15 protein-coding genes are annotated in these 12,286 nt (G+C 44.4%); 11 read left to right on the top strand and 4 right to left on the bottom strand.

Going from position 1 to position 12,286, the window contains the following annotated elements; all coding sequences use genetic code 11:
- Positions 1–54: 54 nt before the first annotated feature.
- Genes yhbY through MKY14_RS19470 form a run of 6 tightly spaced genes read left to right on the top strand, consistent with a single transcriptional unit; the run spans position 55 to position 3,628 of the window.
- Positions 55–348, top strand: coding sequence for a ribosome assembly RNA-binding protein YhbY (gene yhbY, locus MKY14_RS19495; RefSeq protein WP_036675703.1), 294 nt, complete (start codon positions 55–57; stop codon positions 346–348).
- 36 nt (positions 349–384) lie between these two features.
- A complete protein-coding gene (locus tag MKY14_RS19490; RefSeq protein ID WP_076125178.1) occupies positions 385–987 on the top strand; it encodes a nicotinate-nucleotide adenylyltransferase in 603 nt (200 codons plus the stop codon).
- The gene (yqeK, locus tag MKY14_RS19485; protein ID WP_076125176.1) at positions 959–1,537 is read left to right on the top strand and encodes a bis(5'-nucleosyl)-tetraphosphatase (symmetrical) YqeK; all 579 of its coding nucleotides are present in this window, start codon (positions 959–961) and stop codon (positions 1,535–1,537) included. The genes MKY14_RS19490 and yqeK overlap by 29 nt, the downstream gene beginning before the upstream one ends.
- A complete protein-coding gene (gene rsfS, locus MKY14_RS19480) occupies positions 1,534–1,881 on the top strand; it encodes a ribosome silencing factor (RefSeq protein WP_036675699.1) in 348 nt (115 codons plus the stop codon). The genes yqeK and rsfS overlap by 4 nt, the downstream gene beginning before the upstream one ends.
- On the top strand, positions 1,878–2,801 hold the full coding sequence (locus MKY14_RS19475; RefSeq protein WP_340977142.1) for a CvfB family protein: 924 nt from the start codon (positions 1,878–1,880) through the stop codon (positions 2,799–2,801). Before rsfS ends, MKY14_RS19475 begins: the two co-directional genes overlap by 4 nt.
- A gap of 56 nt (positions 2,802–2,857) precedes the next feature.
- The gene (locus MKY14_RS19470) at positions 2,858–3,628 is read left to right on the top strand and encodes a class I SAM-dependent DNA methyltransferase (protein ID WP_038569469.1); all 771 of its coding nucleotides are present in this window, start codon (positions 2,858–2,860) and stop codon (positions 3,626–3,628) included.
- A 568-nt stretch (positions 3,629–4,196) separates the two neighbouring features.
- Here the strand turns inward: MKY14_RS19470 and MKY14_RS19465 are convergent.
- The 3 genes from MKY14_RS19465 to MKY14_RS19455 all read right to left on the bottom strand — a co-directional run bounded on the left by MKY14_RS19465 (position 4,197) and on the right by MKY14_RS19455 (position 5,684).
- Positions 4,197–4,433, bottom strand: coding sequence for a hypothetical protein (locus MKY14_RS19465; RefSeq protein ID WP_340977141.1), 237 nt, complete (start codon positions 4,431–4,433; stop codon positions 4,197–4,199).
- Between the two features lie 3 nt (positions 4,434–4,436).
- Positions 4,437–4,595, bottom strand: a complete 159-nt coding sequence (locus MKY14_RS19460; RefSeq protein ID WP_036675694.1) for a hypothetical protein — start codon at positions 4,593–4,595, stop codon at positions 4,437–4,439.
- Positions 4,596–4,727: 132 nt separating this feature from the next.
- Positions 4,728–5,684 carry an ArsR/SmtB family transcription factor gene (locus MKY14_RS19455; protein ID WP_036675692.1) on the bottom strand — a complete coding sequence of 319 codons (957 nt, stop codon included), beginning with the start codon at positions 5,682–5,684 and terminating at the stop codon, positions 4,728–4,730.
- Between the two features lie 424 nt (positions 5,685–6,108).
- Here MKY14_RS19455 and MKY14_RS19450 point away from each other — a divergent pair, with 424 nt between their 5' ends.
- From MKY14_RS19450 to MKY14_RS19430, 5 genes are read left to right on the top strand one after another with little or no spacing between them, the layout of a single operon-like run.
- Complete coding sequence (locus MKY14_RS19450; RefSeq protein WP_405132624.1) at positions 6,109–7,431, top strand: arabinan endo-1,5-alpha-L-arabinosidase; 1,323 nt, start codon at positions 6,109–6,111, stop codon at positions 7,429–7,431.
- Entirely contained in the window at positions 7,428–8,903 is a 1,476-nt protein-coding gene (locus MKY14_RS19445) for an alpha-N-arabinofuranosidase (RefSeq protein ID WP_076125169.1), read from the top strand. The genes MKY14_RS19450 and MKY14_RS19445 overlap by 4 nt, the downstream gene beginning before the upstream one ends.
- A 4-nt stretch (positions 8,904–8,907) precedes the next feature.
- Positions 8,908–9,180, top strand: a complete 273-nt coding sequence (locus MKY14_RS19440; protein WP_076125168.1) for a DUF6171 family protein — start codon at positions 8,908–8,910, stop codon at positions 9,178–9,180.
- A gap of 31 nt (positions 9,181–9,211) precedes the next feature.
- Positions 9,212–10,489 (top strand): glycoside hydrolase family 27 protein, encoded by a 1,278-nt coding sequence (locus tag MKY14_RS19435; protein WP_139330228.1) that lies wholly within the window; start codon positions 9,212–9,214, stop codon positions 10,487–10,489.
- Between the two features lie 12 nt (positions 10,490–10,501).
- Entirely contained in the window at positions 10,502–11,467 is a 966-nt protein-coding gene (locus tag MKY14_RS19430; RefSeq protein ID WP_076125166.1) for a glycoside hydrolase family 43 protein, read from the top strand.
- Positions 11,468–11,548: 81 nt separating this feature from the next.
- Here MKY14_RS19430 and MKY14_RS19425 read toward each other — a convergent pair whose 3' ends face one another.
- Complete coding sequence (locus MKY14_RS19425) at positions 11,549–12,076, bottom strand: hypothetical protein (protein WP_076142484.1); 528 nt, start codon at positions 12,074–12,076, stop codon at positions 11,549–11,551.
- Positions 12,077–12,286 lie beyond the last annotated feature (210 nt).

The raw sequence follows: 12,286 nt of genomic DNA, 5'->3' as shown, positions 1-12,286 counted from the left end.
CAACTTAGGGTAATAATAGGTAATAATATATGTTAATTAAGGAGTTATTCATTTATGTTAACTGGTAAACAAACACGGTATCTTCGTTCATTGGCGCACCATCTCGATCCTATTTTTCAAGTGGGCAAAGGTGGAGTAAATGATCACCTCGTACGCCATATTGAAGAAGCTATTGAGAAGCGCGAGCTTATGAAGATTAGTATACTGAGCAATAATATTGAGAATCCCAAGGAAATTGGCGCTGCTCTGGCTGAACAATCGGGTTCTGAGCTTGTGCAAGTGATCGGTAAGACTGTCGTTCTATACAAAGAATCACGTGATAACAAAACCATTGAGCTGCCGCGTTAATAGCTGTAAGTATACCTTACCGAGGAGGTCGTCCTCTTGAAAGTTGGAATTATGGGAGGTACCTTTGATCCTCTTCATATCGGTCATATGATGGCAGCGGAAGCCGCAAGAGATACTTATGGTCTGCAAGAGGTATGGTTTATGCCTTCACATATCCCGCCTCATAAACATGAGGCGGGTGTATCTGGAGAAGACCGACTAGCCATGGTGCAGGAAGCGGTGAAGAATCACGAAGCTTTTTGCACATTAGATTGGGAAGTTGTCAGAGGTGGCGTCTCCTATACCTATGAGACCATAAGACGTCTGCAAGAGGAGTATCCGCATTTCGATCTTTATTTCATCATTGGAGCGGATATGGTTCAGTATTTGCCGAAATGGAACGAGATTGAAGAACTGGTGCAGCGGCTTACATTTATTGGTGTGGGTCGTCCGGGGACACCTCTTGATCTAGATGCATTGCCAGACTTTATAGCAAAAAAGGTATTGCTTGCAGATATGCCACTGGTTGATATTTCGTCAACGATGTTAAGAGAACGGGCGGCAGCAGGTAAATCTATTCGTTATATGGTTCCAGAGGCAGTGTTCGATTATGTTCAAAGGAGTGGATTGTATGGCATACAGCCGCGAAGCACTGATTGAAGCGGTCTCCGCACAGATGCCTGATAAGCGCTGGAAGCATACACTCGGCGTGATGGAGACATCTATTCAACTGGCGAAGCAATATGGTGCTGACCCTGAGCGTGCAGAGACAGCAGCAATTCTGCATGATGTGGCTAAGTATTGGCCGGTTGAGCGTATGAAGGAGATCATTGAACAAAATCAATTAAATTTGGATCTTCTGGTGTATGACAAGCAGATGTGGCATTCGGAAGTAGGCGCCTTTGTAGCTGAGAAAGACTATGGGATTACGGATCCTGATATTATCAATGCGATTCGTTTCCATACCTCAGGCCGTGAAGACATGAGTTTACTTGAAAAGATCGTCTGCCTAGCTGACTACATCGAGCCTGGGCGTGATTTTCCCGGGGTTGATAAGATACGCGAGAAGGCACAAGTAAGTTTGGAAGAAGGATTAGTCGCTGGGTTCGATTCTACGATTAGTTTGTTACTGGAGAAACGCCGGGTGATTTTCCCCTTAACGGTACTGGCGCGTAATGATTTAGTTAGAATATTGGAGGATAAAATATGAGTGTACAACCAAGCAAGCTGTTAGAACTGGCCCTTAAGGCTGTTGAAGATAAAAAAGCAATGAACGTCGTGGCACTAGATCTACGTAATGTTTCACCAATCAGTGATTACTTTATCGTATGTCACGGTAACTCGGATATTCAGGTACAGGCGATCGCTACCGAAGTCCGTAAAGTGGTTCATGAAGCAGGCGGAGTGATCAAAGGGATTGAAGGCATGGATTCAGCACGCTGGGTGCTGATGGATCTTGGCGATGTTATCGTTCATATATTCCACCGCGATGAGCGTGAATATTACAATATCGAGCGTCTGTGGTCCGATGCCAAGGTTGTGGAGACTGTATGAGCCTGATTGCAGGAACTACGGTTACACTTCATGTAGAGCGGGAAGTTTCGCCATACGGATTTTTTCTGAATGCTGGAGACCAGGATGTTATGCTGCATTATACGGAGCTGACAGAGAAGGTAAAAGCCGGCGATAAAGTTGAAGTTTTCATTTTCTTTGATACCGAGGACCGTCTTGCGGCAACGATGAAAAAACCATTTCTGACGCTGGGCGAGATGGCGTTATTGGAAGTGGCTGATATTCATCCGCGTCTGGGCTGCTTTTTGGAGATGGGTCTTGGACGTCAGCTGCTGCTGCCTATCCGTGAGCTTCCAGAGCTTCCAGAGCTGCGTCCGCAGGTTGGGGACTATGTGTTTGCGATCATGGAGCATGATAAACAGGGGCGTCTGCGTGCCAAGCTGGCCGGAGAACAGGAGCTTGCTCCTCTAGCTCTGCCTGCACCTGAATCTTGGATGGGACAGACTGTAACAGCCCGAGTGTATAAGCCGCTGCAAATGGGTACTTTTGTACTTGTGGATGCGGGTGTGCTAGGCTTTGGGATTATCGGTATGGTCCATTCCTCGGAGCGGAGCCGTCTGCTGCGTCTTGGTGAGCAGTTTGAAGCACGTGTCTCTCATATCCGTGAAGATGGACGTGTTAACCTTTCTATGGGTCTTCGTAAAGAAGTGGGGATGGATGTAGATTCTGCCGCACTTTTGGAGTTCTTACATGCTCGTCCAGGTGGAGCGATGCCTTATTCGGATGCTACGCCGCCAGATATTATCAAACAACGGTTCGGAATCAGTAAATCCGCCTTCAAGCGTGCACTTGGGAAGCTGATGAAGGAAGGCCATATTACTCAAAAAGAGAACTGGACGTATCTTGTTGCTAAGGATAATGAAGAAGGAACAACCGAAGGGCAAGAAGAAACGACGGATTAAGCTTACGATTCAATAGACGGAATTTATAAAATGTTGTTATAGAAAGCGGTGTAATTGTGTCTTCCTATGGGAAATTTGCTTATGTATACGATGAGCTTATGGCAGATATGCCGTATCCAGATTGGATATCCTTTGCTGAAGCCGCATGGAGTAAATACGGCAAACCGTTAACTGTAGCCGAGCTTGGCTGCGGAACAGGAAGTATTACAATTCCTTTGGCGGGTTCAGGATATCATATGACCGGAATCGATTTATCTTCTGACATGCTCTCAGTGGCACAGCGCAAAATGGAGGAGCATCCCCAGGGACGGCGCTTTTTGCGCGAAGGCAGTGTTCGTTGGATTAGACAAAACATGAAGGAATGGGAGCTTCCGGAGCTGGTGGATTCTGTGATTTCCTTTTGTGATTGTCTGAATTATGTGTTGGAAGAGGATGACATCAGCGCTGTTTTTGCCAGTACCTATGCAGGGTTAAAGCAAGGCGGAACCTTCCTGTTCGATGTGCATCATCCAAACACACTAATTCGTTATGAAGAAGAACAGCCCTTTATTCTGGACGAGCCATCTGTTTCTTATATTTGGACTTGTGAGATGGATGTTCCACGCCGCGAAATTGAACATCATCTGTCCATTTTTGCCCGTGAAGACGGACATAGCGATCGCTATCGCCGATTCGAAGAGACCCATATTCAGCGCGCCTACGATCCTAACTGGATGAAGGAAGAGCTGCTTAAGGCTGGGTTTAGTGATGTGAAGATCTACGCCGATTTCGAGTGGGTAGAGGCAGAAGATGATGCTGAACGATTATTTTATGTAGCTATAAAATAATTATTCAAAATGTTAAGAGGGGCTGTCCCATAAGCTATGAAAATAGCTGCTGGGACAGCCCCTTTTTTTGACTTTAGATTATTGCTGGCGGAAGCGAGTGGAATGCTGCTGTTAGAAGCACATAGGTTGACGCTGCCGGAAACAAGTAGGTTCTCGCTATTGAATACTCATGCATTACCGCTGGCGTAAACGTGTGGGTTCTCGCTCTCGAATGCTCATATATTGCCGCTTTGCGGAAGCGTGTAGGTTCTCGCTCTCGAATGCTCATATATTGCCCATTGCGGAAGCGTGTGGGTTGCCGCTCTCGAATGCTCATGCATTACCGCTGCCGCATGCGTGTGGGTTTTCACTACCCATCCATGCATGCACAAGTACCATCAGATATACGTATTAATAGTAGTGATCGGACCCAGCGGACCTTATACGCAGCATTTTCCAATATTTTGGGTGCTATCGGACTCCATTGCAGCTATTGGCTTGAAAAACGTCCAATATTGGTCATTTTCCAATGGATAGCGTCACTGGAGTCCGAAAACATGCTCCAAGAGCTAAAAATATGCAAATAACGTCATCTGGGTCCGTAAGCCACGTAAGCCAGTAAGCCACGTAAGCCACGTGAGATACATGAGATGATGGAGACAAGGTTGGAGCAACCAGCCAGCGCCCCAAACAAAAACAGCGCTTCTCCGATATCAGGAGAAGCGCTGTTTTTTATGACATCATCTGTTGGAGCAGCTTGTAATTGCGCCAACATAAGAAATACAAAATAAACCGGGCAGTGTTCATACCACCCGGCATCTTCCAATCCTTACCGATGCTCAAACAGATCAATGGCACCCAATACGACATGAGCCAGACCAAATCCAAGTACGCCTGTTGCTGCCATCTTATACTTGCTTCCAAGAAAAGCGGCGCTAGAAGCGGTTACGACGGTTCCAAGAACAGCGGGAATTAGACCTTCACGCATTCGAAACACTCCTTCTCGGTGGTTTGGGAGACAAAGTTATTATGGTTCAATATCGAAAAAATATACGAAGCACAAAAAGACCCTAATTCAGCGTTAGCTGAATCTAGGGTCTTTTTATTTAAGCAGGGTTGGTTACTCTGCTATTATAACAGCGTTACGAGGGAGGCCCTCTCCAACTTCATGTACATCATACAACACACGTGCCAGTAGGTCCTGGCTATAATTGCCGAAATGTTTTCCGTAAATCGTGAGTCCGCGTTTGTTTGTAGGCTTGTCGGTTACTGCGATACGAAATGTGAGTTCACTTTTGTAATCCAATTGGATATCATCAAGGGTCACGTCAGAAATCCGACAGCCATCAATAAAGCTGCCTTCATTATTGATACGGATCAGCTTCAGCATACCGTATTGGTTTAGGTGCGGAGGCCACCAATCGGGGTTAAATGTTCCCCGGGTATCTCCGAAATCGCCAGGGCTAGTCCAGAATCCGATTTCAATTCCATTTAAATAGAAATAAAGGTCGGACGGATAGTTATCGTTAGACCCAGGAGCTTCAGAGCCGATCTCCATCGAGAACTGAATTTCGCGGAACGTTTGGTTGGCTTTAAGGTAGTTCGGAATTCTATATTCGAGGAACCCTTCAGCCATCCAAATAATTTCGGATTCAATTCGCTGCGGATCTGCAAAATAACGCGGCTCGTCGAAATCCCCGATGATGCTGTCTTTGGTAGCCAGTCCACAAGTTGGAACAGCCTGATAGTTGCTGTAATGACCTACTTGAATTTCTACTTCGTAAAGATTATCAACATCCTTGCTGCGAAGGTCAACAATAAGCTTGTCCTTATTTAAATAGCAGACCTTTTGAATACCGTGCTTACCCACTGATGTGTTTATCTCAATGAGACCGCTTTCTTCTAACTTTTTAATATGCATGGTGATGGCGCCGTTGCTGAGGTTCAGTTTCTTGGCAATTTCATTCAGGTTCAAGGCTTGATTGGTGGCAAGGAGCTCTAAAATGAGAATTCTGATTTCTGAGCTTAGTGCCTTAAAAATTTCTAATCCACTCATTAAATCTTTAATATAGATCATTTTATCAATACCTTCTTCCGATTACGTCATAAATTATACTATTTTATAAAATTATAAACTAATAAGGCATATAAATAAAGTATACTTCCTTATTTTGTAGAATGTACGAATATAAGAGGGATTTTTGGCATGATTTTTATTTGATTTAGTAAAATTTAAACATATAAAGAATTAATCTAAAGAAAAAGGCTGTTATTTCGCCCTAATTCATTTATTTCGAGTTTAATTTCATATAAATATAAAAAGGTTTATAGAAATATATTTACAAGGCTTTTTATATATGTTATTTTATATTGTAAGCGAATACATATTTTTTCATTTTAAATTTAATATTTATTGCTGTTCAATCTGTTGCTATTTCTGAGGTGATAATTTAATGGTAAAAAAAACATCAGATCTTGTCTTTCCAAGTTCCCCGGGGAACATGCCAATGTATGATCTATCAGTGATTGATATCGAGTCTTTATGGACGATTCACAACACACATGATCCAGGCATTATTAAAACAGATGAGGGTTACTATGTTTTTTCTACGGACATAAGAGTCGGAGGAGAATTACGTCCAGGCGTAATGGTTCGGAAATCACAGGATCTTATCCATTGGGAATGGGTTCATTATGCGCTGCCGGGAATTCCCCAAGTTGCGAAGGAATGGGCAGGGGCTACTAATTTATGGGCACCCGATGTGGTGAAATACGGTGAACAGTATCGAATGTATTACTCGGCCTCATCTTTCGGAAGTAGACAATCGCTAATCGGACTTCAAACTTCAGCTTCTATTGAGGGACCTTGGACCGATGAAGGTGTAGTGATTCAGACGCGTGCTGAAGATTCACTGAATGCGATTGATGCCAATGTGCTTACGGATGCAGATGGGCGAATGTGGATGGTGTATGGTTCTTTTTTTGGTGGAATTCATATCATTGAGCTGAATGCGGAAACGGGCAAACCGAAGCAAGAAGGTTTTGGTACGCTGATCGCTAAACGGGATAACACCATTAAAGATGGAGCAGTTGAAGGACCGTACATAGTGTATAACGAGCAATTCAAAAAATACTATTTGTTCGTCTCCTATGACTCTCTGTTTGAGGATTATAACGTTCGTGTCGCTCGTGCAGATACTATTACCGGCCCATATGTGGATTATAACGGACGAGATATGACTGATAGTGCGCATCAACCCCGATATGAGGTCGGCAATAAAATACTGGGTGGCTATCGCTTTGGACAAGATCCAGGTTGGATAGCTCCCGGCCATAACTCAGTTCTTCATGAGGATGGCAGCTATTATATAGTTCATCATGCACGTGGTGAAATCGATAAACATTGGTCCTATTTACAGGTTCGTCGAATTCTGTGGACAGAGGATGGTTGGCCTGTTGTATCTCCAGAACGGTATGCGGGTGAAGTGGAACAGGATATTCCAGAACAGCTAATCGCAGGACAGTGGGAATGGATTGTAATGGACCCCTCAGCGGATGGCCAGATTCAGTCTGCCGTCATAAGTCTATCCTCTGACTTTAAGCTGGAAGGTGCGAATGGAAAGGGAAGCTGGTCTTTTGATGGATGCAGAGTCCTGACCTTGGTCTGGAATGATGTTGTCGAGGGTGAAGGCCGGATAGAGAAGGTGCAATTGCTTCCGTCATGGGATTGGGAGAAAGAAACTCAGACCCTTGTATTTACTGGATTAAATGAAAATGGAATTTCCATCTGGGGTAAGCAAAAGAATGGAGAAGAGAATAGATGACTACGATCAAGCTACATGCAGGTAAAGGAATTAATAAGATCAGCAAATATCTATATGGTCATTTTGCCGAGCATTTGGGCAGATGTATCTATGACGGGATCTATGTGGGGGAAGATTCACCGATTCCGAACACCAAGGGCTTCCGCAATGACATCCTAGCAGCACTCAAAAAAGTTAATATTCCTGTCCTTCGTTGGCCGGGGGGCTGTTTTGCCGATGAGTATCATTGGAAGGATGGCGTCGGTCCAAAAGAAACCCGTAAGCGGATGGTGAATACGCACTGGGGCGGTGTCGTCGAGAATAATCATTTTGGGACGCATGAATTTTTTGAATTATGTGAGTTGCTGGATTGTGAACCGTATATCTGCGGGAATGTTGGCAGTGGCACTGTTCAGGAGATGTCGGAGTGGGTTGAATATATGACCTTTGAAGGCGAATCACCGATGGCGGACTGGCGTCGTGAAAATGGGCGTGAAGAGCCGTGGAAGTTGAAGTATTTTGGTGTAGGTAATGAGAACTGGGGCTGCGGCGGCAATATGCGTCCAGAATATTATGCAGATTTGTACAGACGTTACCAGACATATGTGCGCAATTATGGTGAAAATCAGATCTATAGAATCGCTGGTGGCGCCAACGTTGATGATTATAATTGGACGGAAGTGCTAATGCGCGAAGCTGGACGGTTTATGGATGGTCTCAGTCTTCATTCGTATACGATTCCTGGAAGCTGGGAAGAGAAACGTTACGCTTTAGGTTTTGATGAAGCCGAATGGTTTGAGACTATGCAAAAAACCTTGCATATGGATGAACTGATAACCAAACATTCAGCGGTAATGGATAAATATGATCCGGATAAGCGGGTTGGAATGATTATAGATGAGTGGGGAACTTGGTTCTTAAGTGAACCTGGTACGAATCCAGGGTTCCTGTATCAGCAGAATACACTCAGAGATGCATTGGTAGCAGGGGTAACGCTGAATATTTTCCAAAAGCATAGCAGTCGTGTGCAAATGGCGAATTTAGCTCAAGTGGTCAATGTACTGCAAGCCCTTATCCTGACGGAGGGCGACAAGATGATTCTAACGCCTACCTATCATGTATTTGAAATGTACAAAGAGCATCAGGATAATGAACTGCTTGAAGTTACTATTGAGAGCCCTGATTATACGTTTGGGGAGCTTACAATTCCACAGATTAGCGTTTCTGCATCTCGTGATACGAATGGCAAAGTATATGTTTCACTCTGTAACCTGAGCCATAAGGACAGCGCATCGCTAAGTATTGGTATTGAAGAGGTTAGCTTTAGCAAAGTGACAGGTCAGATTTTAACGCATTCCGTGCTGGGAGCGCACAATACGTTTGAGGCACCGGATACAGTTACTCCAGTAGCTTTTGAGGGTGCGTCTTTATTAGGTGAAAAGCTGAGCTGTGAGCTTCCACCTGCTTCCGTGGTAGTCTTGACTCTGGAATAACATCATGTCAGAGAACCAAGAAAAAAACCGTCGCTGCAAAAGCTGTGATGAGAACATGAGAATAAGCCCAGAAAAACTGGAGCGTTTAATAGAAATAGCCACTAGAGAAAGACCTTTAGCACCGGAGGAGCAATATTTGCAGCGTATTGAACATTGCCGAGATTGCTCTGGGCTGCAATTTGGTAGCACTTGCCGTTATTGTGGCTGTCTTGTAGAGGTAAGAACAAGATTGCAGGACTCTACTTGCCCTTATCCCTTGGCACCTCGCTGGGAGTGAATACTAAGTTTTTGAAAAGGACGTGAAAATCATCACACAAAATTTGTTAGCTGCTACGCCCCCGATGGGCTGGAATAGTTGGGATTGTTACGGGGCCAGTGTAAATGAAGAAGAAGTAAGAGGCAATGCAGAATATATGGCTACCCATTTGAAGGACTTTGGTTGGGAATATGTAGTTGTGGATATTCAGTGGTATGAGCCTGGAGCGAATTCTTCGCAGTATCGCAACTTTGTACCGCTGGTTATGGATGAGTACTCCAGACTTCAACCTGCTGAGAACCGGTTTCCTTCCGCAGCGGGAGGCAAAGGGTTTGCGCCACTCGCTGAATATGTACATGGATTGGGTTTGAAATTCGGCATACACATTATGCGCGGAATCCCGCGTCAGGCTGCTCATGCGGCCAGTGCCATTCTAGGCTCTGAGCAAACCGCACGCGATGTGGCTCACCCAAATTCTATTTGTCCATGGAATACGGACATGTATGGAGTAGATGCTTCAAAAGAAGGCAGTCAGGCGTATTATGACTCGCTGTTCCAGTTGTATGCCAGTTGGGGTGTGGATTATGTGAAAGTGGATGATATTGCCGCTTCACGCATTTATGGATATCACAAAGAAGAAGTTGCTATGATCCGTAAGGCTATTGACCGCAGTGGTCGCGAGATGGTGCTCAGTCTTTCGCCTGGACCTGCTCCAGTGGAAGAGGCTGAACACTTAGCCGGACACGCTAACCTTTGGAGAATGACCGATGATTACTGGGATCATTGGCATTTGCTGCGCGGGATGTTTGAGCGCTGTGAGAAATGGGCTCCTTATGTGCAGCCGGGCCATTGGCCGGATTGTGACATGCTGCCGTTAGGTCATCTGGGCATTCGTTCTGTAGATGGCGGGGGAGACCGGTTCACGCGGTTTACTCATGACGAGCAGGTCACCATGATGACACTATGGAGTATTTTCCGCTCCCCGTTAATGTTTGGAGGAGAACTTCGGGACAATGATGATTGGACATTATCTTTATTGACCAATAAGGAAGTGCTTCATCTGCATCGTTATGGTAAAGGCGGCAGACAAGTGGCGCTAAATGAGGAGCATGCGATCTGGACATCTGAGGATGAACAAGGTAACCATTATGTAGCTTTGTTTAATCTTAGCGATGAAGCTTTAACGCTTCAGGTGTCGTTCGAGCAGCTTAAGGTTTCAATTCCTAATACTATACGTGATCTATGGCAGAGCCGCGATTTGGAAGTGGTTAACGAAGGTATTTCTCAAACTCTTCCACAGCATGGTTCTGTATTGTTAAAGTTTAAATAGAGGAGAGAGATTATGAATACGAGTGTAGAATATAAAAATCCATTGGTGGAGCAACGTGCTGATCCATGGGTATATAAACATACAGATGGTTATTACTACTTTATTGCTTCTGTCCCAGAATACGACCGGATCGAAGTTCGGAGAGCAACAACAATCGAGGGATTGGCTGCTGCAGAACCGGTTGTAGCTTGGCGTAAATATGAGACGGGTCCGCTTAGTGCAAACATTTGGGCACCAGAGCTCCATTATATTGACGGTAAATGGTACATTTATTTCGCGGCGGCGCGTACTACGGAGACGAAGGATGGATTATTCGATCACCGTATGTTTGCTCTTGAGAATGAATCTGCCAATCCTTTAGAAGGAACATGGGTAGAAAAAGGCCAGGTAAAAACCGCTTGGGAATCCTTTGCATTGGATGCAACCACCTTTCAACACAAAGGAAAATTGTATTATGTATGGGCACAGAAGGATCTGAATATTGAGGGGAATTCTAACCTGTATATCTCGGAAATGAGTAATCCATGGACGCTAACCGGTCCTCAGACCATGATTGCTACTCCTGAATATGACTGGGAGATTATTGGGTACAAGGTAAACGAAGGAGCTGCAGTGCTTAAACGTAACGGCCGTATCTTTATCAGCTTCTCGGCTAGCGCTACGGACTTCAATTACTGCATGGGACTTTTGGTTGCAGATGAGGACAGCGACCTGCTGGATGCCACTTCATGGACCAAACTGCCGGAACCGGTATTCCAGACCAATGAAGAGAATGGACAATATGGACCGGGTCATAACAGCTTTACTGTAAATGAAAATGGGGAAGATGTACTCATCTACCACTGCCGCAATTATAAAGAAATTACCGGCGATCCGCTGTACGATCCGAACCGTCATACTCGTGCTCAAGTCTTCCATTGGAATGAAGATGGTACGCCGAATTTTGGGGTTCCCGTTAAGGATGCAGCTAAACAATAATTTGTTAAGGAAATAAAAAAAGAGGGTTACTTATAAGCCATGTGCATGGCTGCTGAGTAACCCTCTTTCTTATGTTGCACCTTAAGGTATATATTGTTGAACGATAGAAGTAATTACGCCGTCCTGAACGGTGATGTGATACGGGAACTGGCTCAAGTCGATGACATCCGTTTTATTAAATTGATCCATAAATTGCTGTAAGGTTATGGACTCATTCCAGTTGATATCCAAGTCATCCATATTGCCAGTGTGATCAAAAATTTGCATCGTCACTGTGGCGTTATCCGCAATCGGATAAGTTGTCAGAGTATCAACATCATTTACAATATAATAACTGTCTGGAGCTCCGCCTATTTCTGCTGCAGCTTCTGGATCTCTTTCAGCAAAGATTCGATCGGCATCAGCACCCTGATACCAGTTTATTTCATCGGTCGTACCGGAGAGCTTGCCATGGTCGGATTCAATAGTATGAAAGTAAACTGTTTGATGCTGGGTCTTGTCACTATCTTGCGCATCTACCCGTGTTCCAATGGTACTTGCAGAAGTAATGAGGGAAAGAAACAACAGAACAACAACCGGTAACACATACGCTGACTTTTTCTTAAACATTATTAATCTCCCCCTTGAGATATGTAAGACGTTGTATAGAACTTATTACCCGCTCTGTTTTTTCTTAAACGGGTTTATATTACTCTTTACGTGAGAAGAGCAGTTTTTGTTGCATTTTTTTAAAAGTTTTTTTAAAAAGCAATGAGAAGTCATGAGTTTCCTAAAATGAATAGTAAAAGCTTGTCTCCTCGGGCATATTAAAATATCAAA

The organism is Paenibacillus sp. FSL R5-0887 (assembly GCF_038002305.1).
GTDB lineage: Bacteria > Bacillota > Bacilli > Paenibacillales > Paenibacillaceae > Paenibacillus_AQ > Paenibacillus_AQ odorifer.
This window is presented reverse-complemented; position numbering and strand designations above follow the sequence as displayed.

Excerpts from the sequence above, each read along its gene's own strand:
- MKY14_RS19430 (WP_076125166.1), top strand. The coding sequence starts at position 10,502 with ATGAATACGAGTGTAGAATATAAAAATCCATTGGTGGAGCAACGTGCT.
- yhbY (WP_036675703.1), top strand. The coding sequence starts at position 55 with ATGTTAACTGGTAAACAAACACGGTATCTTCGTTCATTGGCGCACCAT.
- MKY14_RS19475 (WP_340977142.1), top strand. The coding sequence starts at position 1,878 with ATGAGCCTGATTGCAGGAACTACGGTTACACTTCATGTAGAGCGGGAA.
- MKY14_RS19445 (WP_076125169.1), top strand. The coding sequence starts at position 7,428 with ATGACTACGATCAAGCTACATGCAGGTAAAGGAATTAATAAGATCAGC.
- rsfS (WP_036675699.1), top strand. The coding sequence starts at position 1,534 with ATGAGTGTACAACCAAGCAAGCTGTTAGAACTGGCCCTTAAGGCTGTT.
- MKY14_RS19440 (WP_076125168.1), top strand. The coding sequence starts at position 8,908 with ATGTCAGAGAACCAAGAAAAAAACCGTCGCTGCAAAAGCTGTGATGAG.
- MKY14_RS19460 (WP_036675694.1), bottom strand. The coding sequence starts at position 4,595 with ATGCGTGAAGGTCTAATTCCCGCTGTTCTTGGAACCGTCGTAACCGCT.
- MKY14_RS19425 (WP_076142484.1), bottom strand. The coding sequence starts at position 12,076 with ATGTTTAAGAAAAAGTCAGCGTATGTGTTACCGGTTGTTGTTCTGTTG.
- MKY14_RS19450 (WP_405132624.1), top strand. The coding sequence starts at position 6,109 with ATGCCAATGTATGATCTATCAGTGATTGATATCGAGTCTTTATGGACG.
- MKY14_RS19455 (WP_036675692.1), bottom strand. The coding sequence starts at position 5,684 with ATGATCTATATTAAAGATTTAATGAGTGGATTAGAAATTTTTAAGGCA.
- yqeK (WP_076125176.1), top strand. The coding sequence starts at position 959 with ATGGCATACAGCCGCGAAGCACTGATTGAAGCGGTCTCCGCACAGATG.